This is a genomic window from Maritalea mobilis (genome assembly GCF_019800885.1).
Lineage (GTDB): Bacteria > Pseudomonadota > Alphaproteobacteria > Rhodobacterales > Rhodobacteraceae > Roseibacterium > Roseibacterium beibuensis.
This window is the reverse complement of record NZ_JAHVKE010000002.1, coordinates 552,276-573,571: the sequence shown is the minus strand read 5'-3', so window position 1 is coordinate 573,571 and position 21,296 is coordinate 552,276. Positions and strand designations below refer to the sequence as shown.

Annotated in this window: 18 protein-coding genes and 1 tRNA gene; 1 reads left to right on the top strand and 18 read right to left on the bottom strand. The window is 63.6% G+C overall.

Features of this window, described 5'->3' with window-relative positions:
• Positions 1-174 precede the first annotated feature (174 nt).
• The 16 genes from tuf to secE form a co-directional block, all read right to left on the bottom strand.
• Entirely contained in the window at positions 175-1,350 is a 1,176-nt protein-coding gene (gene tuf / locus KUV65_RS11590; protein WP_222190750.1) for an elongation factor Tu, read from the bottom strand.
• A 75-nt stretch (positions 1,351-1,425) separates the two neighbouring features.
• Positions 1,426-3,549, bottom strand: coding sequence for an elongation factor G (fusA, locus tag KUV65_RS11585; protein WP_222190784.1), 2,124 nt, complete (start codon positions 3,547-3,549; stop codon positions 1,426-1,428).
• A gap of 30 nt (positions 3,550-3,579) precedes the next feature.
• On the bottom strand, positions 3,580-4,050 hold the full coding sequence (rpsG, locus tag KUV65_RS11580; RefSeq protein ID WP_222190782.1) for a 30S ribosomal protein S7: 471 nt from the start codon (positions 4,048-4,050) through the stop codon (positions 3,580-3,582).
• Between the two features lie 12 nt (positions 4,051-4,062).
• A complete protein-coding gene (gene rpsL / locus KUV65_RS11575) occupies positions 4,063-4,434 on the bottom strand; it encodes a 30S ribosomal protein S12 (protein WP_025311764.1) in 372 nt (123 codons plus the stop codon).
• A gap of 254 nt (positions 4,435-4,688) precedes the next feature.
• A complete protein-coding gene (locus KUV65_RS11570) occupies positions 4,689-5,519 on the bottom strand; it encodes a putative rhamnosyl transferase (RefSeq protein ID WP_222190780.1) in 831 nt (276 codons plus the stop codon).
• Positions 5,512-6,423 (bottom strand): DMT family transporter, encoded by a 912-nt coding sequence (locus tag KUV65_RS11565; protein WP_222190778.1) that lies wholly within the window; start codon positions 6,421-6,423, stop codon positions 5,512-5,514. Before KUV65_RS11565 ends, KUV65_RS11570 begins: the two co-directional genes overlap by 8 nt.
• Positions 6,420-7,262 carry a glycosyltransferase gene (locus tag KUV65_RS11560; RefSeq protein WP_222190777.1) on the bottom strand — a complete coding sequence of 281 codons (843 nt, stop codon included), beginning with the start codon at positions 7,260-7,262 and terminating at the stop codon, positions 6,420-6,422. The genes KUV65_RS11565 and KUV65_RS11560 overlap by 4 nt, the downstream gene beginning before the upstream one ends.
• Before the next feature lie 79 nt (positions 7,263-7,341).
• The gene (locus KUV65_RS11555; protein ID WP_222190775.1) at positions 7,342-7,632 is read right to left on the bottom strand and encodes an acylphosphatase; all 291 of its coding nucleotides are present in this window, start codon (positions 7,630-7,632) and stop codon (positions 7,342-7,344) included.
• A gap of 183 nt (positions 7,633-7,815) precedes the next feature.
• Positions 7,816-12,012, bottom strand: coding sequence for a DNA-directed RNA polymerase subunit beta' (gene rpoC, locus KUV65_RS11550; protein WP_222190773.1), 4,197 nt, complete (start codon positions 12,010-12,012; stop codon positions 7,816-7,818).
• A gap of 73 nt (positions 12,013-12,085) precedes the next feature.
• Positions 12,086-16,240 carry a DNA-directed RNA polymerase subunit beta gene (gene rpoB, locus KUV65_RS11545; protein ID WP_222190771.1) on the bottom strand — a complete coding sequence of 1,385 codons (4,155 nt, stop codon included), beginning with the start codon at positions 16,238-16,240 and terminating at the stop codon, positions 12,086-12,088.
• 272 nt (positions 16,241-16,512) lie between these two features.
• Positions 16,513-16,890, bottom strand: a complete 378-nt coding sequence (rplL, locus tag KUV65_RS11540) for a 50S ribosomal protein L7/L12 (RefSeq protein WP_222190770.1) — start codon at positions 16,888-16,890, stop codon at positions 16,513-16,515.
• Between the two features lie 63 nt (positions 16,891-16,953).
• Positions 16,954-17,472 carry a 50S ribosomal protein L10 gene (gene rplJ, locus KUV65_RS11535; RefSeq protein ID WP_222190768.1) on the bottom strand — a complete coding sequence of 173 codons (519 nt, stop codon included), beginning with the start codon at positions 17,470-17,472 and terminating at the stop codon, positions 16,954-16,956.
• A gap of 348 nt (positions 17,473-17,820) precedes the next feature.
• Positions 17,821-18,522: a 50S ribosomal protein L1 gene (rplA, locus tag KUV65_RS11530; RefSeq protein WP_222190766.1), complete on the bottom strand. Its 702-nt coding sequence runs from the start codon at positions 18,520-18,522 to the stop codon at positions 17,821-17,823.
• 3 nt (positions 18,523-18,525) lie between these two features.
• Positions 18,526-18,978 (bottom strand): 50S ribosomal protein L11, encoded by a 453-nt coding sequence (rplK, locus tag KUV65_RS11525; RefSeq protein WP_222190764.1) that lies wholly within the window; start codon positions 18,976-18,978, stop codon positions 18,526-18,528.
• A gap of 129 nt (positions 18,979-19,107) precedes the next feature.
• Positions 19,108-19,641: a transcription termination/antitermination protein NusG gene (gene nusG, locus KUV65_RS11520; RefSeq protein WP_222190762.1), complete on the bottom strand. Its 534-nt coding sequence runs from the start codon at positions 19,639-19,641 to the stop codon at positions 19,108-19,110.
• A 186-nt stretch (positions 19,642-19,827) separates the two neighbouring features.
• Positions 19,828-20,019, bottom strand: coding sequence for a preprotein translocase subunit SecE (gene secE, locus KUV65_RS11515; RefSeq protein ID WP_222190759.1), 192 nt, complete (start codon positions 20,017-20,019; stop codon positions 19,828-19,830).
• A 139-nt stretch (positions 20,020-20,158) separates the two neighbouring features.
• Between secE and KUV65_RS11510 the strand changes: the two genes are divergently transcribed.
• On the top strand, positions 20,159-20,662 hold the full coding sequence (locus KUV65_RS11510) for a YdcF family protein (RefSeq protein ID WP_222190757.1): 504 nt from the start codon (positions 20,159-20,161) through the stop codon (positions 20,660-20,662).
• On the opposite strand, the gene KUV65_RS11505 is transcribed toward KUV65_RS11510, so the two are convergent.
• Together KUV65_RS11505 and KUV65_RS11500 are read right to left on the bottom strand one after the other, a co-directional pair.
• Positions 20,659-21,063, bottom strand: a complete 405-nt coding sequence (locus KUV65_RS11505; protein ID WP_222190755.1) for a hypothetical protein — start codon at positions 21,061-21,063, stop codon at positions 20,659-20,661. The two genes, KUV65_RS11510 and KUV65_RS11505, sit on opposite strands and share 4 nt — an antisense overlap.
• 110 nt (positions 21,064-21,173) lie before the next feature.
• Positions 21,174-21,249 (bottom strand) — tRNA-Trp (locus KUV65_RS11500).
• Positions 21,250-21,296: the final 47 nt, after the last annotated feature.

Here is a 21,296-nt window from a genome sequence, read left to right as displayed (position 1 = left end):
GGGCAATCCGCCCCTCGTCGAACCGGTTTCGTTTTGGCCGGGCTGGTTACCGGCGAAGGCCGCGCAATATCGCGCGACCTTCGGCGTTTCAAGTCATCATCGGGACCGCTTTCATGGTTTTTTGAAAACCACTGTCACGGCGATGAAAGAGGGCCGGCTTGCGCCGGCACCCGATCACTCGATGATTTTGGCGACGACGCCTGCGCCGACGGTGCGGCCGCCTTCGCGGATGGCGAAGCGCAGGCCGTCTTCCATGGCGATCGGGGCGATCAGTTCGACCGTGAACGACACGTTGTCGCCCGGCATCACCATCTCCGTGCCTTCGGCCAGCGTCACCGTCCCGGTCACGTCCGTCGTGCGGAAGTAGAACTGCGGGCGGTAGTTGGCGAAGAACGGCGTGTGACGGCCACCCTCTTCCTTCGTCAGGATGTAGGCCTCGGCCTCGAACTTCGTGTGCGGCGTCACCGAACCCGGCTTGCAGAGAACCTGGCCACGCTCGACACCGTCACGGTCCACACCGCGCAGCAGCGCGCCGATGTTGTCGCCCGCTTCACCGCGATCCAGCAGCTTGCGGAACATCTCGACGCCCGTGCAGGTCGTCTTGGTGGTGTCCTTGATGCCGACGATCTCGATCTCGTCGCCCACGTTGATCACGCCACGCTCCACACGGCCGGTCACAACCGTACCGCGGCCCGAGATCGAGAACACGTCTTCGATCGGCATCAGGAAGGGCTGGTCCACGGCGCGCTCGGGCGTCGGGATGTACTCGTCGACAGCGGCCAGAAGCTCCTTGATCTTGTTCTCGCCGATCTCGGGATCACGGCCTTCCATCGCCGCCAGCGCCGAGCCGGCGATGATCGGAATGTCGTCGCCCGGGAAGTCGTAGGAGCTCAGCAGCTCGCGCACTTCCATCTCGACCAGCTCGAGCAGCTCCTCGTCGTCGACCTGGTCGACCTTGTTGAGGAACACCACCAGCGCGGGAACGCCAACCTGGCGCGCCAGCAGGATGTGCTCACGCGTCTGCGGCATCGGGCCGTCGGCCGCGTTCACAACCAGGATCGCGCCGTCCATCTGCGCCGCACCCGTGATCATGTTCTTCACGTAGTCCGCGTGGCCGGGGCAGTCGACGTGCGCGTAGTGACGGTTCTCCGTCTCGTATTCCACGTGCGCCGTCGAAATCGTGATCCCGCGCGCCTTCTCTTCCGGCGCACCGTCAATCTGGTCATACGCCTTGAAGTCGCCGAAATACTTCGTAATCGCCGCCGTCAGCGTCGTCTTGCCGTGGTCAACATGGCCAATCGTGCCGATGTTCACGTGCGGTTTGTTACGTTCAAACTTTTCCTTTGCCATGATGGCCTCCTTGTCTGGTGCAGGTCGCCTGGGCGACCCCTACGGTTTGGGGCGGGCGGCGCGACCGCCCCGCCGTTATGCGTATTTCGACTGGATCTCTTCCGAGATGTTCTGCGGAACCGGCTCGTAATGGTCGAACTGCATCGTGAACTGCGCACGGCCCGAGGACATCGAGCGCAGCGTGTTGATGTAGCCGAACATGTTGGCCAGCGGCACGAAGGCGTTGATCGCGATGGCGTTGCCGCGCGGCTCCTGCCCGGTCACCTGACCGCGGCGGGAGGTGAGGTCGCCGATGATGCCACCGGTGTATTCCTCGGGCGTGACCACCTCGACCTTCATCATCGGTTCGAGCAGCTTGGCGCCGGCCTTTTTCAGACCTTCGCGCATGCACATCCGCGATGCGATTTCGAAGGCGAGAACCGACGAGTCGACGTCGTGGAACTTACCGTCGATGAGCGCCACCTTGAAGTCGATCACCGGGAAGCCCGCGAGCGGACCGGAGTCCATCACCGACTTGATGCCCTTCTCGACGCCGGGGATGTATTCCTTCGGCACGGCACCGCCGACGATGCGGCTTTCGAACGAATAACCTTCGCCCGGCTCGGTCGGCGAGATGATGAGCTTGACCTCGGCGAACTGACCCGAACCACCCGACTGCTTCTTGTGGGTGTAGGTATGCTCGATCTCGTGACCGATGGTCTCGCGATAGGCCACCTGCGGGGCGCCGATGTTGGCTTCGACCTTGAACTCGCGCTTGAGGCGGTCGACGAGGATGTCGAGGTGAAGTTCGCCCATGCCCTTCATGATGGTCTGACCGGACTCGAGGTCGGTTTCGACGCGGAAGGACGGGTCTTCGGCGGCCAGACGGGCCAGACCCTGGGACATCTTCTCCTGGTCGGCCTTCGTCTTGGGCTCGACTGCGATCTCGATCACCGGATCGGGGAAGGTCATCGTTTCCAGAACGACGGCATCCTGCGCATCGCACAGCGTGTCACCGGTGGTGGTCTCTTTCAGACCTGCCAGCGCGATGATGTCGCCAGCAAAGGCTTCCTCGATCTCTTCGCGGTTGTTGGAGTGCATCATCATCATACGACCGATGCGCTCTTTCTTGCCCTTGGTCGAGTTCAGGATCGAGTCGCCCTTCTTGAGCACGCCCGAGTAGATGCGCGTGAACGTCAGCGAGCCGACGAACGGGTCGTTCATGATCTTGAACGCGAGGCCGGCGAAGGGCATGTCGTCGTCCGCGCGGCGGGCGATGTTACGCTCTTCGTTTTCGTCGCCGGGCTTGAAGCCCATGTAGTCGACCACGTCCAGCGGGCTGGGCAGGAAGTCGACAACGGCGTTCAGCAGCGGCTGGACACCCTTGTTCTTGAAGGCCGAGCCACCGAGAACCGGAACGAATTTCAGGTCGAGACAGCCCTTGCGAACCAGCTTGCGCAGGGTTGCGACGTCGGGCTCTTCGCCTTCGAGGTAGGCCATCATCGCGTCGTCGTCCATTTCGACGGCGTTCTCGATGAGGTTGGCGCGCCATTCGTCGGCGGTGGCCTTGAGGTCGTCACGGATCGGGCGACGCTCCCACGATGCACCGAGGTCTTCGCCCTGCCAGACCCACTCTTCCATGGTGATCAGGTCGACGATGCCTTCCAGCTTGTCTTCGGCGCCGATCGGGAAGTTCACGGGCACGGGTGTCGCGCCGGTGCGGTCCTTGATCATCTTCACGCAGTTGAAGTAGTCGGCGCCGATCTTGTCCATCTTGTTGACGAAGACGAGACGCGGAACCTTGTAGCGGTCGGCCTGACGCCACACCGTTTCGGTCTGCGGCTCGACACCGGCGTTGCCGTCCAGCAGGGCGACTGCGCCGTCGAGAACGGCCAGCGACCGTTCGACTTCGATGGTGAAGTCGACGTGGCCGGGGGTGTCGATGATGTTGAAGCGCACCTTGGTGTCCGACGTGCCCTCGGCGGTCGGATCTTCCTGCCACTGCCAGAAGGTGGTGGTCGCAGCCGAGGTGATCGTGATCCCCCGTTCCTGCTCCTGCTCCATCCAGTCCATGGTGGCGGCGCCGTCATGGACTTCGCCGATCTTGTGGGAGCGGCCGGTGTAGTAAAGGATGCGCTCGGTCGTCGTGGTCTTGCCGGCGTCGATATGCGCCATGATCCCGAAGTTTCGGTAGCGCTGGAGCGGATAGTCGCGTGCCATGGGGATGTCCTCAGGCTTGGAGAGAGAGATTTACCAACGGTAGTGGCTGAACGCCTTGTTGGCGTCGGCCATCTTGTGCGTGTCTTCGCGCTTTTTCACGGCGGAGCCGCGCGAGTTCACGGCGTCAACCAGTTCGCCGGCCAGACGCTCTTCCATGGTGTTTTCGTTGCGGGCGCGGGCCGCGTTGATCAGCCAGCGGATCGCCAGGGCTTCACGACGCTCGGGGCGCACTTCTACGGGAACCTGGTAGGTTGCACCACCCACACGGCGCGAGCGAACCTCGACGGCGGGCTTGATGTTGTCGAGCGCCTCGTGGAACACCTCGACGGGTGCGCGCTTGAGCTTGCCTTCGACGCGATCGAACGCGTTGTAGACGATGGTCTCTGCGACCGACTTCTTGCCGTCGATCATCAGGTTGTTCATGAATTTGGTCAGAACGCGGTCGCCGAACTTGGCGTCGGGCAGAACTTCGCGTTTCTCTGCGCGGTGACGACGGGACATGTCTGTATCCTCTTACTTCGGCTTCTTGGCGCCGTATTTCGAACGACGCTGCTTACGATCCTTGACGCCCTGGGTATCCAGAACACCACGCAGGATGTGGTAGCGCACACCGGGAAGGTCTTTCACACGGCCGCCACGGATCAGGACAACCGAGTGCTCCTGAAGGTTGTGGCTTTCACCGGGGATGTAGCTGATGACCTCGTAGCCATTGGTCAGGCGCACCTTGGCCACTTTCCGCATAGCCGAGTTCGGCTTCTTCGGAGTGGTGGTGTAGACGCGCGTGCACACGCCACGCTTTTGCGGGCAGCTTTCCAAGTGCTGGGACTTGGACCTTTTTACTTTGGGCTGCCGCGGCTTGCGGATCAGCTGTTGAATCGTCGGCATTCGGTTCCCCGTTTTGCTCACTCATGTCAGATGGCGTTTCGCATGCACGAAAACACCAAACCCGCATGCATCCCTTCCCTACCTGGAGGACGCTGCGGCGGAATTCTCAGAGGATCGGGGCACCAAAACGGCCCGGATCGTGACCACTCATTCTGTATTCAGGCCATGCAAAGCGCCCGGGGACGCCCGGCCAAGTGGCGCGCGGTATAGGGGGAGTCGGGGCAGGTGTCAACAGTGCCGCGGCGCGGCGCGTGTCACCCGTTGGCAAGACCCTGCCACGCGCGGTCGAAGCCGTCCAGATCAATGTCGAAGCGGCGGCGCAAAAGCCTGGGCAGGTCAGCCGGGTCATGGGCGACGGGGGCGGTCGCCTTCCACGGGGTCTGGGCGTCGTTGGTCGTGTGATGGCCCCGGATGAACATGACCTGCTCGGTCAGGCTGACGAAGGGCAGACGCTGCCAGATCTTGTGATGCGGGAAATCCATGATGATCCCGGTATCCTCGGGGCGCAGGTAGACCGCGAGGGCGGGCGTCCAGCACATGGTCAGGGAAAGGTGCGGGACGATCCCCTGCCCCGCCCGCGCCTCAAGCACCATGCCCTTGCCCTGGTCCAACGCGACGCGACCGGTCGAGGACGCCAGCCGGTGCACCCGCGACCAGTTCCGGCGCAGCGACTGCACGTAATTCACGGCCACGGCGTCGTCATCGTCGAGGCGAAACTCGGCCACCGCGTCGGCCTTGGGGTCGCGGCCCGACAACAGCACCTCGCGGCAGACGGCGCGGTGATCGCCCGGCGGGCGAAAGGCCGGCACGATCTGCGGCACATCGGCGATCATGGCCAGCAACGCGTCTCGCCAGGGTTGGGGAAAATCTTCGCCCAGCAGGAGGTGCAGGGTAAAGTCCTTGTCCGTCTGCGCCCGCAGCCCCGGCAGGCCGACATGGCGGAACCAGGTCATCCGCTGGTTCAGGCGGTCGGGCGCGTAGAGGGCGGCGCGACGTTCCTCAAGGCTATCGTGGTATTTCTTGAAGCCCCCCGTGCAGGGAAAGGAGAAGCGGCACAGCCCCTGGACCTGCACCCGGTCAGCCATGGGCGCTGCCCTTGACGGTCGCGCGTGCCGCCGCCGCGCGGCGCAAGGCGCGTTCGCGCAGAAGGGTATAGATGCCGGTCCCCATGACCACCGTCGCCCCGGCCAGCGCGAGGGTGTTCGGCAACTCGTCGAACAGCACAAGGCCCAAGACCAGCGCGAAGACCAGCGCGGTGTAGCGGAAGGGGGCGGTGAACCCGACCTCGCCCACGCGCATGACCATCACCGAGAAGACGTAGCCGCCAATGATGAAGACCGAGGCCATCGCGATCAGCCCGACCTCGCGCCAGCCAAGGGCCACCCATGGTTCGAACAGCGACGCGACCCCGCCGAAGACACAGACCGAAGCGGCGGTGATGACCGCCACGGTCATGCTGGGCACCTCGGGGCTGAAGGCCCGGGTCGTCATTTCGCGCCCGGTGATCAGAAGGACCGCCACCAGCGCGACGAGGGAATAGACGTTGAATCCCTCGGTCCCGGGCTGGACGATCATCAAGACGCCGGTGAACCCGACGCCCACGGCGGTCAACCGGCGCCAGCCAAGCGGTTCGCGAAACATCACGGCGGCTGCGACCGTCACCAGCAGCGGCAAGGCCGACAGGATCGCGGTGGCGTTGGCGATGGCCATGTTCACCAGCGCAGTCAGGAAGGCGACCATCGCCGCCACCTCGAAGAAGGTTCGCAGCGCGACCTTGCCCCGGTCCCCCTTGGGAATGCGGAACGACAGCCTGCCGAAGGCCGCGACGGTCACCACCATCAAGGCGGTGGTCAGAAGGCCCCGAAGAAAGACAATCTGGAACAGCGGCACATCATCGGCCAGCAGCTTCACGCAGGCGTCGTTCAGGGTGAAGGCGACCATGCTGCCCATCATGAACAGCGCGCCGCGCAGGTTCGATGCCGCGTTCATTCGTCTTCCGTCTGAAGCTCCGCCATCTGCGGTATGATCTTTTTCGGGGCGAGGGAAAAGCGGTTCCGCAGCAGGGTGCGGGCCTGCCAGTCGGGAAGCTGGCGTGCCCCCGGCGGGATCGAGCGGTCGCTGTCGTTATGACCATGCAGCGTGCGCACGAACATGTAGTCGTTCGGGTCGATCCAGCAGCGCACATGCGCGGCGAGCTTTCGGTGGTTCCAGCGAAAGATGTTGGACGTGCTGTCGAGCGTCGTGACCATCGCGCTAGCCAGACCGAGGGGTTCTTTCTCGGAGAAATCGTAGAACCGCTCGTTCTCGGGGCGGTTCATGTCCCAGTAGATGCCGCGATGGAAACAGACCGCGGCGGGCGTTTCGGCGTCGGCCCATCCAAGCTCGATCAGCTTGTCGGAGATTGCGCGTGTGCGTTCGATGTAGTCGACCGCCACCGCATCATCATCGTCGATGCGAAAGCCGGTGATGAAATCGGGCTCTCCGTCCACGCCCCGGCGAAAGGCGCGGCGCGTGGAATTGAGCGGGCCGGCGGCCTCGAGCGTGCAGACCTCGAGGAACGGATAGACGCCCATCAGCCCTTTCAGGCGCTTGCGCCACCGATAAGGCATCGTGTCCCCGATCAGGGCCACAAGGCGGAAATTCTGGTCGGTCTGCGCGGCGAGCGAGGGAAGGCAGATATTCTCGAAATAGGCAAAGCGACGGCGCATGCGCGGAATGGCATAAAGTTCTTCCTGCGCTTTTTCGAAGCCGCCTTTCTGCGCCTGGAATCCCCCCTCCCCGAGGTAGGAGAAGCGGCACACGCCCACGATCTGGTTTTCCGCGCCCATGTGACCCCGTGTTCCGACACACCGCTTACGCCCGGACAGTAGGACAAAGCGCATGCCGGGGGAATCCCCGCAGCCTGTTTCAGAAATCGGGCTCGGTGATGTCGAAACCCTGGCGTTCTGTCTGCGCGCCGGGCATGGAACTCAGCCGATCGACGCGGGCGCCGATAGGGCCGGATTGCATCGCGTCGACCATCGCGTCTACGGTGTCGGGTGGCCCCTCCAACAGGGCCGAGACCGAGCCGTCGAACTCGTTGCGGACCCAACCGACCAATCCGCGCCGTGTCGCCTCGCGCTGTGTCCAGGCGCGGAACCCCACGCCCTGAACCCGTCCGGTGACACTGACCATCAAGGATTTCGGTTCTGCCGTCATGTCCGGTCCTCGCGGGTGGTTTCCAATCCTACCCCCAACTTGGTGTTCAAGGTCGCTTTCTCAAGCGGGCAAGCCTTGAAGGCGGCCCGTCGTTCCGGGGACCAGCGGGCCGGAAAGGTGAGCCACACAAACGCAAAACGCCCCGTCGAAACGGGGCGTTTTCCAATCTTTCAGAAGATCCGATCACTCGGCGGCGTCGCCCTCTTCCGGGGCGGCCAGTGCCGCGGCGGCTTCGGCCTCGGCACGCGCAGCCTCGATCACCTCGGAATCGCGCGTCTTGGCAATGCGCTCGACCCGCTGGGTCGCGCCACCGGTGCCCGCCGGGATCAGGCGGCCCACGATGACGTTCTCTTTCAGGCCGACCAGCTTGTCCCGCTTGCCCTGAACCGAAGCCTCGGTCAGCACGCGCGTGGTTTCCTGGAAGGACGCGGCCGAGATGAAGGACCGGGTCTGCAACGACGCCTTGGTGATGCCCAGAAGGATCGGCTCACCTTCGGCCGGACGACGGCCTTCGGCGAGTGCCTTCTCGTTCATCGCGTCGAACTCGGCCTTGTCGACATGCTCACCCTTCAGCAGCGTAGTCTCGCCGGAGTCGAGGATCTCCCACTTCTGCAGCATCTGGCGAACGATCACCTCGATGTGCTTGTCGTTGATCTTCACACCCTGCAGGCGATAGACGTCCTGCACCTCGTCGATGAGGTAATCGGCGAGCGCCTCGACCCCCATGATCCGCAGAATGTCATGCGGCGCCGGGTTGCCATCCATGATGTAGTCGCCCTTCTGGACGAAATCGCCCTCGGCAACCGGGATGTGCTTGCCCTTGGGCACCATGTATTCCACGGGCTCCAGGCTGTCGTCGGCGGGCACGATGCCGATCCGGCGCTTGTTCTTGAAGTCGCGGCCGAATTTCACGTAGCCATCGATTTCGGCGATGATCGCGTGATCCTTCGGACGACGGGCTTCGAACAGTTCGGCCACACGCGGCAGACCACCGGTGATGTCCTTGGTCTTGGCGCCTTCACGCGGGATACGGGCCACCACGTCGCCGGCTTCGACCTTCTGGCCGTCCTCGATCGACAGGATCGCATCCACCGACATCGGGTAGGTCACCGGGTTGCCCGCATCGTTGCGGACCGGTTCGCCATCCTCGCCCACGATCAGGATCTCGGGCTTGAGCTCGTTGCCCTTGGGGGCAGTGCGCCAATCCGAGACGATCTTCTGGGTCATGCCGGTCGCGTCGTCGGTATCCTCGCGGATCGACACGCCCGAGATGAGGTCGACGAATTTCGCCGTGCCCGCCTTCTCGGCGATGATCGGCAGCGTGTAGGGGTCCCACTCGAACAGGCGGTCGCCGCGGTCGATTTTCTGGCCGTCCTTGACCATGACCTTGGTGCCGTAGCCCAGCTTGAAGCTGGCCTGCTCGTTGCCCTGATCGTCGTTGATGATCAGCTGCATGTTGCGGCCCATGACGATCTGCTCGCCCATGGTGTTTTCCAGCAGGTTCGGGTTGCCGAAGGCGATGGTGCCGCCGATGCCCGCTTCCTGGAAGGACTGCTGGCCCCCCTGTGCAACGCCGCCGATGTGGAAGGTCCGCATCGTCAGCTGCGTGCCGGGTTCACCGATCGACTGCGCCGCGATGATGCCGACGGCCTCGCCGGTGTTCACCTTGGTGCCGCGGGCAAGGTCGCGCCCGTAGCAGGTGGCGCAGACGCCTTCCTCGGCCTCACAGGTCAGCGGGCTGCGGATGAACATCTGCTGCACGCCGGCCTGCTCGATCGCGTCGGCCTTGCGTTCGTCGATCAACTCGCCCTTGGCGCAGATCACCTCGTCGGTGCCCGGCACCATCACGTCCTCACCGGCGGTGCGGCCCAGGATGCGTTCGGCAAGCGAGGCCACGACCTCACCGTCATTGACGGCGGCCTTGGCGGTGATCACGCGGTCGGTGCCGCAATCGTCCATGCGAACGATGCAGTCCTGCGCCACGTCCACGAGACGACGGGTCAGATACCCCGAGTTCGCGGTCTTGAGCGCCGTGTCCGACAGACCCTTACGGGCGCCGTGGGTCGAGTTGAAGTATTCAAGAACGGTCAGACCTTCCTTGAAGTTCGAGATGATCGGCGTTTCGATGATCTCGCCCGAGGGCTTGGCCATCAGGCCGCGCATGCCGCCCAGCTGTTTCATCTGGGTGACCGAGCCACGCGCCCCGGAGTGGGCCATCATGTAGACCGAGTTCGGCTCCATCTCGGCGCCGTTCTCGTCGCGCTTGGCCGCCGAGATCGTCGCCATCATGGCGTCCGTCACCTTGTCGTTGGCTTTCGACCAGGCATCGATGACCTTGTTGTACTTCTCACCCTGGGTAATCAGGCCATCCATGTACTGCTGTTCGAATTCCTTGACCTGTTCGCGGGTCTCGTCGACCAGCGTCCACTTGGTGTCAGGGATGACCATGTCATCCTTGCCGAAGGAGATGCCGGCCTTGAACGCCTCGCGGAAGCCCATGGTCATGATCTGGTCACAGAAGATGACCGACTCCTTCTGACCGCAATAGCGGTAGACGGTGTCGATGACCTGCTGCACCTCTTTCTTCCGCAGAAGACGGTTGACCAGGTCGAAGGGCGCCTTGGCGTTCAGCGGCAGCAGGTCGCCCAGCAGGACGCGACCGGGGGTCGTGTCGAAACGCTGGTAAACCTCGTTGCCTTCCTCGTCGATCTGCTTGACGCGGGCCTTGATCTTGGAGTGCAGGTGCACTTCGCCAGCGTCCAGCGCATGGCGCACCTCGTCCACATCGGCAAAGACCATGCCTTCGCCCTTCATGCCCTCGCGCTCGAGGGTCACGTAGTAGAGGCCGAGGATCATGTCCTGAGACGGAACGATGATCGGCGCGCCGTTGGCGGGCGACAGAACGTTGTTCGTCGACATCATCAGGACGCGCGCTTCCAGCTGGGCCTCGAGGCTCAGCGGAACGTGCACGGCCATCTGGTCGCCGTCGAAGTCGGCGTTGAAGGCCGAACAGACCAGCGGGTGAAGCTGGATCGCCTTGCCTTCGATCAAAACGGGCTCGAACGCCTGGATGCCGAGACGGTGCAACGTGGGCGCCCGGTTCAGCATCACGGGGTGTTCGCGGATCACCTCGTCGAGGATATCCCACACCTCGGGGCGCTCTTTCTCGACCAGCTTCTTGGCCTGCTTGACCGTCGAGGACAGGCCCTTGGCCTCAAGCCGCGAGTAGATGAACGGCTTGAACAGTTCGAGCGCCATCTTCTTGGGCAGGCCGCACTGGTGCAGCTTGAGTTCCGGGCCGGTCACGATGACCGAACGGCCCGAGAAGTCGACGCGTTTCCCCAGAAGGTTCTGGCGGAAGCGGCCCTGCTTGCCCTTGAGCATATCGGACAGCGATTTCAGCGGGCGCTTGTTGGCACCCGTGATGACGCGGCCGCGACGGCCGTTGTCGAAGAGGGCGTCGACCGATTCCTGCAGCATCCGCTTCTCGTTGCGGATGATGATGTCGGGCGCGCGCAGCTCGATCAGGCGCTTCAGACGGTTGTTGCGGTTGATGACCCGGCGATAGAGGTCGTTCAGGTCCGACGTCGCGAAGCGGCCGCCATCCAGCGGCACCAGCGGGCGCAGTTCCGGCGGAATGACCGGGATCACCGTCATGACCATCCACTCGGGGCGGTTGCCCGACTCGAGGAAGTTCTCGACGATTTTCAGACGCTTGATGATCTTCTTGGGCTTCAGTTCGCCCGTGGCTTCCTTGAGGTCTTCGCGCAGCTGCGCGGCCTCGGCCTCAAGGTCGATCTGGCTAAGCATCTCGCGGATGGCCTCGGCCCCGATATTGGCCTGGAAGGCGTCGGCGCCATAGGCGTCCTGCGCGTCGAGGAATTCCTCTTCGCTCATCAGCTGGCCATAGGTCAGGTCGGTCAGGCCCGGCTCGATCACGACGTAGTTCTCGAAGTAGAGAATACGCTCGAGGTCACGGAGGGTCATGTCCAGCATCAGGCCGATGCGGGAGGGCAGCGACTTGAGGAACCAGATATGGGCGACGGGCGCGGCCAGTTCGATGTGGCCCATACGCTCGCGGCGGACCTTTTGCAGGGTGACTTCCACGCCGCATTTCTCGCAGACGACGCCGCGATACTTCATGCGCTTGTATTTGCCGCAAAGGCATTCGTAGTCCTTCACGGGGCCGAAGATGCGCGCACAGAACAGGCCGTCACGCTCGGGCTTGAACGTGCGGTAGTTGATCGTCTCGGGCTTCTTGATCTCGCCGTAGGACCAGCTGAGGATCCGCTCGGGCGAGGCCAGCGACACCTTGATCTCGTCGAAGGCTTTCGGCGGGGTCAGCGGGTTGAACGGGTTGTTGGTGAGTTCCTGGTTCATATCGAATCCTTAAAAGACAGGCGCAGAGGGGCGGGGGCGACCGCGAGGGGCCGCCCCGGACAGGGCCGGGCGGTTATTCCGCCGCGATCCCGTCTTCGTCGTCCTCCGCATCCAGGAGTTCCATGTTGAGGCCCAGACCCCGGACCTCCTTGACGAGAACGTTGAACGATTCCGGCACGCCGGCCTCGAAGTTGTCCTCGCCCTTGACGATCGACTCGTAGACCTTGGTCCGACCGGCCACGTCGTCCGACTTCACCGTCAGCATTTCCTGCAGGGTGTAGGCGGCGCCGTAAGCTTCGAGGGCCCAGACCTCCATCTCGCCGAAGCGCTGACCACCGAACTGCGCCTTACCACCCAGCGGCTGCTGCGTGACGAGCGAGTACGGGCCGGTCGAACGCGCGTGGATCTTGTCGTCGACCAGGTGGTGCAGTTTCAGCAGGTACTTGACCCCGACCGTGACCTGGCGGGCGAATTTCTCGCCCGTGCGGCCATCGAACAGGTCCGACTGGCCCGACTGGTCGAAGCCGGCGCGCACCAGCGCGTCGTTGACGTCGGGCTCTTTCGCGCCATCGAAGACCGGGGTTGCGATCGGCACACCGCGCGTCACGTTGCCGGCGGCTTCCAGAACCTGGTCCTCGTCCATGTCGGCGAAGGCGCTGTCATAGACCTCGTCGCCATAGGCGATCTTCAGGGCATCCTTGACCGGGGTCATGTCGCCCGAGCGGCGGTAGTCGTCCAGCGCCTCGTCGATCTGGATGCCGAGACCGCGCGCGGCCCAGCCCATATGCGTTTCGAGGATCTGACCGACGTTCATCCGCGAGGGCACGCCGAGCGGGTTCAGCACGAAATCGACCGGGGTGCCGTCGGCGAGGAACGGCATGTCCTCCATCGGCACCACTTTCGAGATCACACCCTTGTTCCCGTGACGGCCGGCCATCTTGTCGCCCGGCTGCAGCTTGCGCTTCACGGCGATGAAGACCTTGACCATCTTCATCACGCCCGGCGGCAGGTCGTCGCCGCGGCGGACCTTCTCGACCTTGTCCTCGAACCGGTGATCGAGGGCGCGCTTCTGCGCCTCGAACTGCTGGTTCAGGGCCTCGACATGGGCCGCGTCCTGCTCGTCGCCCAAGGCCAGCTGCCACCACTGGCCGCGGCTGAGGCTGTCGAGCAGCTCTTCGGTGATTTCCGAGCCGGACTTGACGCCCTTGGGCCCCTTCACCGCGGTCTTGCCGAGGATCATGGTCTTGAGGCGCGCATAGATGTTGCGCTCCAGAATGGCCATTTCGTCGTCGCGGTCACGGGCGAGGCGTTCGACTTCTTCGCGCTCGATCTGCAGCGCGCGTTCGTCTTTTTCAACGCCGTGGCGGTTGAAGACGCGCACTTCGACGACCGTGCCGAAGTCACCCGGCGGCAGGCGCAGCGAGGTGTCGCGCACGTCCGAGGCCTTTTCCCCGAAAATGGCGCGCAGAAGCTTTTCTTCCGGCGTCATCGGGCTTTCGCCCTTGGGGGTGATCTTGCCCACGAGGATGTCGCCCGGCCCCACTTCGGCGCCGATATAGACGATGCCCGCCTCGTCGAGGTTGCGCAGGGCTTCCTCGCCGACGTTCGGGATGTCGCGGGTGATTTCCTCGGGCCCGAGCTTCGTGTCGCGGGCGGCGACTTCGAATTCCTCGATATGGATCGAGGTGAAGACGTCGTCACGCACGATGCGTTCCGAGATCAGGATCGAGTCCTCGTAGTTGTAGCCGTTCCACGGCATGAAGGCGACGACCACGTTCTTGCCGAGCGCCAGTTCCCCCATGTCGGTGGACGGGCCGTCGGCGATGACTTCGCCTTTCGAGACGCGATCGCCCACCTTCACCAGCGGACGCTGGTTGATGCAGGTGTTCTGGTTCGAGCGCTGGAACTTGCGCAGGCGATAGATGTCGACACCGGCATCGCCGATCTCGAGATCCTCGGTGGCGCGCACGACGATACGCTGCGCATCGACCTGGTCGATGATGCCCGCGCGGCGGGCCTGGATGGCCGCGCCGGAGTCGATGGCCACCTTGCGCTCCATGCCGGTGCCCACGAAGGGGGCGTCGGCCTGCAGCAGCGGAACCGCCTGACGTTGCATGTTCGAGCCCATCAGGGCGCGGTTGGCGTCGTCGTTTTCGAGGAACGGGATGAGCGAGGCCGCGACCGACACCAACTGCTTGGGCGACACGTCGATCAGGTCCACCGCCTCGTTCGGGGCAAGCGTGTATTCACCAGCCTGACGGGTGTTGACCATCTCGTTGATAAACTTGCCGTTCTCGTCGAGATTGGCGTTCGCCTGCGCCACGGTGTGACGCATTTCCTCGGTCGCGGACATGTAATGGACTTCGTCCGTCACCTGCCCGCCCTCGACCTTGCGGTAGGGGGTTTCGATGAAGCCGTACTTGTTCACGCGGGCGAAGGTCGCCAGCGAGTTGATCAGGCCGATGTTCGGACCTTCCGGCGTTTCGATCGGGCACATGCGACCGTAATGGGTCGGGTGCACGTCGCGCACCTCGAAGCCCGCGCGTTCGCGCGTCAGGCCGCCCGGCCCGAGGGCCGACAGGCGACGCTTGTGCGTCACTTCCGACAGCGGGTTGGTCTGGTCCATGAACTGCGACAGCTGCGAGGAGCCGAAGAATTCACGCACCGCGGCCGCGGCCGGTTTCGCGTTGATCAGGTCCTGCGGCATGACCGTGTCGATCTCGACCGAGGACATACGCTCCTTGATCGCGCGCTCCATGCGGAGCAGGCCGACGCGGTACTGGTTTTCCATCAGCTCGCCGACCGAGCGCACCCGGCGGTTGCCGAGGTGGTCGATGTCGTCGATGTCGCCGCGCCCGTCACGCAGTTCCACCAGCGCCTTGATACAGGCGATGATGTCTTCCTTGCGGAGCGTGCGCTGCGTGTCCTCGGCATCGAGGTTAAGGCGCATGTTCATCTTCACGCGGCCCACGGCCGACAGGTCGTAGCGCTCGCTGTCGAAGAACAGCTGGTCGAACAGCGCCGAGGCGGCATCGACGGTGGGCGGCTCGCCCGGACGCATGACACGGTAGATGTCCATCAACGCGGTGTTCCGGTTGAGGTTCTTGTCCATCGCCATGGTGTTGCGCATGTACGGGCCGACGGTGACGTTGTCGATGTCGAGCACCGGGATGTCGGTGATACCGGCATCCAGCAACTCTTTCAGCGTGCCGCCCGTGACTTCGCCGTCCTTGTCGACCTCCCAGGTCAACTCGTCACCGGCTTCGACATAGATCGCGCCGGTTTCCTCGTTGATGATGTCCTTGGCGGCGTATTTGCCGACGATGTGGTCGAAGGGCACCAGAAGCTCGGTGATCTCGCCCGCGTCGATGATCTGCTTCACCGCGCGCGGCGTGACCTTCTTGCCCGCCTCGCAAATGATTTCGCCGGTTGCCGCGTCGACCAGATCGAAGGTCGGGCGCGTGCCGCGCACACGCTCGGGGAAGAACTTGGTGACCCAACCCTTGTTCTTTTCCAGCTTGAAATCGACCGTGTCGTAATAGGCATCCATGATGCCTTCCTGATCGAGACCCAGCGCGTAAAGCAGCGTGGTGACCGGTAGCTTGCGGCGACGGTCAATACGCGCAAAGACGATGTCCTTGGCGTCGAATTCGAAGTCGAGCCACGAGCCGCGATACGGAATGATGCGGCAGGCGAAGAGCAGCTTGCCCGAGCTGTGCGTCTTGCCCTTGTCGTGGTCGAAGAACACACCGGGCGAGCGGTGCATCTGGCTGACGATCACGCGCTCGGTGCCGTTGACGATGAAGGTGCCGTTGGGCGTCATCAGGGGCATGTCGCCCATGAAAACGTCCTGTTCCTTGATGTCCTTGACCGATTTCGCGCCGGTGTCCTCGTCGACATCGAACACGATCAGACGCAGGGTGACCTTGAGCGGCGCGGCGTAAGTCAGGTCGCGCTGCTGGCACTCTTCCACGTCAAATTTCGGCTGTTCCAGCTCGTACTTGACGAACTCGAGCACGGCGGTTTCGTTGAAGTCCTTGATCGGGAAGACCGACTGGAACACGCCCATGATGCCTTCGCCATCGGTCGGGGTTTCCTGGTCGCCGGATTTCAGGAACAGGTCGTAGGACGACTTCTGCACCTCGATCAGGTTCGGCATCTCCAGCACTTCGTGGATCTTGCCGTAGAATTTGCGGATACGTTTCTGGCCTTCGTAGGTCTGAGCCATGCTCGTGCGCACCTTTCCGTTGTCTCGTGCCGCCCACACGCCGTCGGGTCACCGGCGGGGGAGCACTGAAACCTCAAGACGGGCGGGGTCCATTCATGCGCGCCCGCCCAATGGCGCGCTCCCGACCCCTGATTTGCCGCCTTAGAGAAAACCCTGACCTGCAGGGCCCTCGCTAAGACGCGTTCGGCTGGACCCGGGAAACACCCGGGCCCAGCCCAATTCTTGTGCGGGTCGGCGCGACATTCAGCGTCGCGCCGCCGCTATCGTCCGGCTCAGGCCAGCTCGACCTCGGCGCCAGCTGCTTCCAGCTTGCCCTTGATCTCTTCGGCTTCGGCCTTGTCGACGCCTTCCTTGATCTTGCCGCCGGCTTCGACCAGGTCCTTGGCTTCCTTGAGGCCCAGGCCGGTGATGCCACGCACTTCCTTGATCACGTTGATCTTCTGTGCGCCGGCGTTCTTCAGAACGACGTCGAATTCGGTCTTTTCTTCTTCGGCAGCGCCACCGGCGTCACCGGCAGGACCAGCCATCATCACGGCGCCGCCAGCGGCGGGTTCGATGCCGTATTCGTCCTTGAGGATGGTCTTGAGTTCCTGGGCTTCCAGGAGGGTCAGACCGACGATCTCTTCTGCGAGTTTCTTCAGATCAGCCATTTTTCAGTATCCGTATGTAGGTGTGTGTTCCAACGCCGCAAGATGCGGAGGTGTCGGGATGCCTTATGCGGCCTCCGCCTTTTCCTCGATGGTGGAAAGGATGGAAGCGATGTTCGAAGCAGGTGCGCCAATGGCCCCGGCGATGTTCGACGCGGGCGCCCCGATGCAGCCGGCGATGGAGGCAATAAGCTCCTCGCGCGACGGCAGCTTGGACACCGCGGTAACACCGGCGCGGTCCAGAACGTTTCCGTCCATCGCCCCGCCCAGGATTTCGAACTTGTCGTTATCCTTGGCATAGGCTTCGGCGACCTTGGCTGCTGCCACGGGGTCTTCCGAATAGGACAGAACGGTCATGCCCGTGAGGAATTCGGCGATGCCAGCGACATCCGTTCCCTCGAGGGCGATCTTGGCGAGCCTGTTCTTGGCGACGCGGACGGACCCGCCAGCGTCGCGCATGCGACCCCGCAGATCCTGCATCTCGGCAACCGTGAGACCCTCGTAGTGGGCAACCACAACGACGCCAGAGCTTTCGAAGATCTGGCCGAGTTCCTCGACCACTTTCTCTTTCTGGGCTCTATCCACAGTTTCACTCCAGTTTGGGGGTTTCCCCCCGGCTCTCGTCTACCGGATCGCTCCGGCGGTTTTGGTCCGTGGACAACGGGAACCAACCCCACCGCGCGCTCTACGGGAGAGCCCTCGGTCATCTGGTCTGATCCCGTCTCGGGCAGGAATTATTGAGGCCGTATCACCTCAACCCACCGTCTTGGACGAAACGCAAAAGAGCGCGTGACGAATCGCGCGCTCCGTTGCAGGGGCGGGTCTACAGCGAAGCCGCCCTTTTGCCAAGCCCCAGATACTGCGATCCGGGCCCGAAACGCGAAAAGGCCCCGCCATCACCGGCAGGGCCTTTCCAAACCTTTTGGCGTCAGATCACGCGTTGCCGGTGGCGCTGTCCAGGGCAACCGATACGCCCGGCCCCATGGTGGAGCTGAGCGAGATCTTTTGCAGGTAGGCCCCCTTGGCGCCCGACGGCTTGGCCTTGTTCACGGCGTCCACGAAGGCGCGCACGTTTTCGGCCAGCTTGGCGGCATCGAAGGACGCCTTGCCGATACCGGCATGGACGACGCCCGCCTTCTCGGCCTTGAACTGGACCTGACCGCCCTTGGCGGCTTCGACGGCCTCTTTGACGTCCATGGTCACGGTGCCGACCTTGGGGTTCGGCATCAGGTTGCGCGGACCAAGCACCTTACCCAGACGGCCGACGATCGGCATCATGTCCGGGGTCGCGATGCAGCGGTCGAACTCGATGGTGCCGCCCTGGACGGTTTCCATCAGGTCCTCGGCACCGACGATATCGGCGCCGGCGGCCTTGGCTTCGTCAGCCTTGGGGCCACGTGCGAACACCGCGACGCGCACCGACTTGCCGGTGCCGTTGGGCAGGGTGACCGTGCCGCGGACCATCTGGTCGGCGTGGCGCGGGTCGACGCCCAGGTTCATCGCGATCTCGATGCTTTCGTCGAACTTGGTGTTCGAGTTCGCCTTGATCAGTTCAACGGCCTCTTCGACCGAGACGTTTTCCTTGTCGGCAAAGGCGGCGCGGGCGGCCTTCAGACGCTTTCCAATCTTGCCCATGATTTACCCCTTCACCTCGATGCCCATCGAGTTGGCCGAGCCAACGATGATCTTCATTGCGGCCTCGACGTCATTGGCGCTGAGGTCCTTCATCTTCGCTTCGGCGATTTCACGCACCTGCGCGACGGTCACGGTCGCGATGGTCTCGCGGCCCGGGTTCTCGGCACCGCGGGGACGGTTGCGCTTGCCCTGGTTCTTCAGACCGGCCGCCTTTTTCAGGTAGTAGGACGCCGGGGGCGTCTTGATGTCCATCGTGAAGGACTTGTCCTGATAGTAGGTGATCACGGTCGGGCAGGGTGCGCCCGGCTCCATCTCCTGCGTCTTGGCGTTGAACGCCTTGCAGAATTCCATGATGTTGATGCCACGCTGACCGAGGGCGGGGCCCACCGGCGGCGAGGGGTTGGCCTGACCTGCAGGGATCTGCAGCTTCATGGTGCCAGCAAGTTTCTTGGCCATATGGCCTCTCCTTCTTTCCAACAGCCCCCCGACGCGTCAGGCGGCCTTTGTTGCCGTGGTCCGGTCCGACGGTCGCGACCGCCTCGCCTCCCACATTTGACGGGCGCCGGAGTGCGGCGCCCTCTTCGCTCAGGCCTGTTTGGAGACCTGGGTGAATTCCAGTTCGACCGGAGTCGCGCGGCCAAAGATCGAAACCGTGACCTTCAGGCGCTGGTTCTCGTCGTCGACCTCTTCGACCATGCCGTCGAAATCCTCGAACGGGCCGTCGTTGACCTTTACTTTCTCGCCCACCTCGAAGGTGATGGTCGAGCGCGGCTGCGCCTCGCCCTCTTCGACGCGGTTGAGGATCGCGTTCACCTCGTCATCGCGCATCGGCATCGGGCGCCCCTGCGGGCCGAGGAAGCCGGTCACGCGGGCGATCGAGTTGATCGCGTGGTAGCCTTCGTCGGTCATCTCCATGCGGACCAGCACGTAGCCGGGCATGAAGCGGCGCGGCACGGTGACCTTCTTGCCCCGGCGCACCTCGATCACGTCCTCTTCGGGGACGAGCACCTCTTCGATCACCTCTTCGAGGCCCTTTTCGGCCACGGCGGTGCGGATCTGTTCGGCAACCCGCTTTTCGAAGTTGGACAGCACGCTGACCGAATACCACCGTTTTGCCATGTCTCGTTCGCGTCCCTTGACCGCACGGCCCAAAGAGGACCGATGAAAACCTAGAATGTCGCCGCCTTACGGCGGCACTCTCCCGAATAAAAAACAGCGTGCATCACTTCTTCGACGCACGCCATTTTCGGGAATGCACGCGCCATACCCCTGCATTGCCGGAAAATCAAGGGGCGGCGGACCGGATCAGCCGAACAGCGTCAGGACCAGTTCCAGCCCCTGGCGGATCACCCAGTCGACGAAAAAGAAGAAGACCGCCGCAAGCGCCGCAAGCAGGAACACCATCGCCGTCGTCGTCAGAACCTCGCGGCGCGTCGGCCAAACGACCTTGGCGATTTCGGCGCGGGTCTGCTGGAGGAACTGGAACGGGTTGGCCATGGGTCTTTCCCTTGTGTCGGATCGCGCTGCATATACGCATGGCCGCCCTTGGGCGCAAGCCGTGCGTCACGCCCGCCACGGACTCTGGCGGAGTGCGGGCCGCCGCGCTAGCCTGCGATCACGGGTCAAGCGGTTCGTCATGAGTGCAAATCCCCCAGCGACACGGCCGGATGAGGCCATCCTCGTGCTCGGCGCGGCCGTCTGGCCGGGCGGGGTGCCCTCCCCCACCCTCGCGCGTCGCACCGAATGGGCGGCGCGGCAATGGCACGACGGACGCGGGCAGGTCGTGATTCCCTGTGGCGGGCTTGGCAAGCACGGTCCACCCGAGGCGGAGGTCATGCGCGACACCCTGATCGCTGCCGGAGTGCCGCCCGATGTGATCCGGCTGGAGGATGAATCGCACCGGACGGGGGAAAACATCCGCTTCGCCAAACCGCTGCTCGACGGGCTCGGCCTTAGGAAGGTTCTCATCGTCTCGGACGCGTATCACCTGCCCCGCGCGACGCTTTTGGCGCGCCGCGCGGGATTGATCGCCGAGGGCTCGGCACCGCCACTGGGAACAGCGCGCCTCTGGCCGCAGCTCAAAGGCGCGCTGAGGGAAATCCCGGCCTATCTGATCGCGCTGGCGGGGCTCAGGACCTAGCGCCAGACCTGCACGTCAATGCGCGAGGGCTGACCGTTCCAGCCATAAACCTGCACGACAACCGTTGCACCGCCAGCGATGATGTTCTGGCGGGCCACCGGGTCGGCGGCACCTTGCATGATCATCTGCTCCATCGCGCCACGCGCGTTGTAATTGCCGAACCACGGGTCCCATTCGTCACCGGGCTGCGAGATCCCGAAACGGTGCAGGTTGGCGCGGTCCTGCCGCAGGATCTGCCAATGTTCGGTCAGACGCTGGCCGTTGGAATTATAAAGATCCTGCTGGCCGATATAGGCGGTGTACTGGCCCAGGAATTGCTGCGCGGCGACCGGCAGAGCGGCGACGGACATCAAGCCGACGCAGATCGCGGCCAGGAGTCCGAGTGAAAAACGGCGTGTCATGGAAACCCTCCTGTCTCAAATCATTGCATGAGAAAGGATATCACACCGATCCTGACGGGTTCATGATCCACGTCATTCGGGGCGGCTAGTCTTTCCGATTCTCGGGAAATTGGCAGGGGCGGAGGGACTCGAACCCCCGACCGTCGGATTTGGAATCCGATGCTCTACCAACTGAGCTACACCCCTAGGCCGGTCAGCGGGATAGGCCCATTTCACGGGCTTGTCCAGACGGG

Excerpts from the sequence above, each read along its gene's own strand:
- tuf (WP_222190750.1), bottom strand. The coding sequence starts at position 1,350 with ATGGCAAAGGAAAAGTTTGAACGTAACAAACCGCACGTGAACATCGGC.
- fusA (WP_222190784.1), bottom strand. The coding sequence starts at position 3,549 with ATGGCACGCGACTATCCGCTCCAGCGCTACCGAAACTTCGGGATCATG.
- rpsG (WP_222190782.1), bottom strand. The coding sequence starts at position 4,050 with ATGTCCCGTCGTCACCGCGCAGAGAAACGCGAAGTTCTGCCCGACGCC.
- rpsL (WP_025311764.1), bottom strand. The coding sequence starts at position 4,434 with ATGCCGACGATTCAACAGCTGATCCGCAAGCCGCGGCAGCCCAAAGTA.
- KUV65_RS11570 (WP_222190780.1), bottom strand. The coding sequence starts at position 5,519 with ATGGCTGACCGGGTGCAGGTCCAGGGGCTGTGCCGCTTCTCCTTTCCC.
- KUV65_RS11565 (WP_222190778.1), bottom strand. The coding sequence starts at position 6,423 with ATGAACGCGGCATCGAACCTGCGCGGCGCGCTGTTCATGATGGGCAGC.
- KUV65_RS11560 (WP_222190777.1), bottom strand. The coding sequence starts at position 7,262 with ATGGGCGCGGAAAACCAGATCGTGGGCGTGTGCCGCTTCTCCTACCTC.
- KUV65_RS11555 (WP_222190775.1), bottom strand. The coding sequence starts at position 7,632 with ATGACGGCAGAACCGAAATCCTTGATGGTCAGTGTCACCGGACGGGTT.
- rpoC (WP_222190773.1), bottom strand. The coding sequence starts at position 12,012 with ATGAACCAGGAACTCACCAACAACCCGTTCAACCCGCTGACCCCGCCG.
- rpoB (WP_222190771.1), bottom strand. The coding sequence starts at position 16,240 with ATGGCTCAGACCTACGAAGGCCAGAAACGTATCCGCAAATTCTACGGC.
- rplL (WP_222190770.1), bottom strand. The coding sequence starts at position 16,890 with ATGGCTGATCTGAAGAAACTCGCAGAAGAGATCGTCGGTCTGACCCTC.
- rplA (WP_222190766.1), bottom strand. The coding sequence starts at position 18,522 with ATGGGCAAGATTGGAAAGCGTCTGAAGGCCGCCCGCGCCGCCTTTGCC.
- rplK (WP_222190764.1), bottom strand. The coding sequence starts at position 18,978 with ATGGCCAAGAAACTTGCTGGCACCATGAAGCTGCAGATCCCTGCAGGT.
- nusG (WP_222190762.1), bottom strand. The coding sequence starts at position 19,641 with ATGGCAAAACGGTGGTATTCGGTCAGCGTGCTGTCCAACTTCGAAAAG.
- secE (WP_222190759.1), bottom strand. The coding sequence starts at position 20,019 with ATGGCCAACCCGTTCCAGTTCCTCCAGCAGACCCGCGCCGAAATCGCC.
- KUV65_RS11510 (WP_222190757.1), top strand. The coding sequence starts at position 20,159 with ATGAGTGCAAATCCCCCAGCGACACGGCCGGATGAGGCCATCCTCGTG.
- KUV65_RS11505 (WP_222190755.1), bottom strand. The coding sequence starts at position 21,063 with ATGACACGCCGTTTTTCACTCGGACTCCTGGCCGCGATCTGCGTCGGC.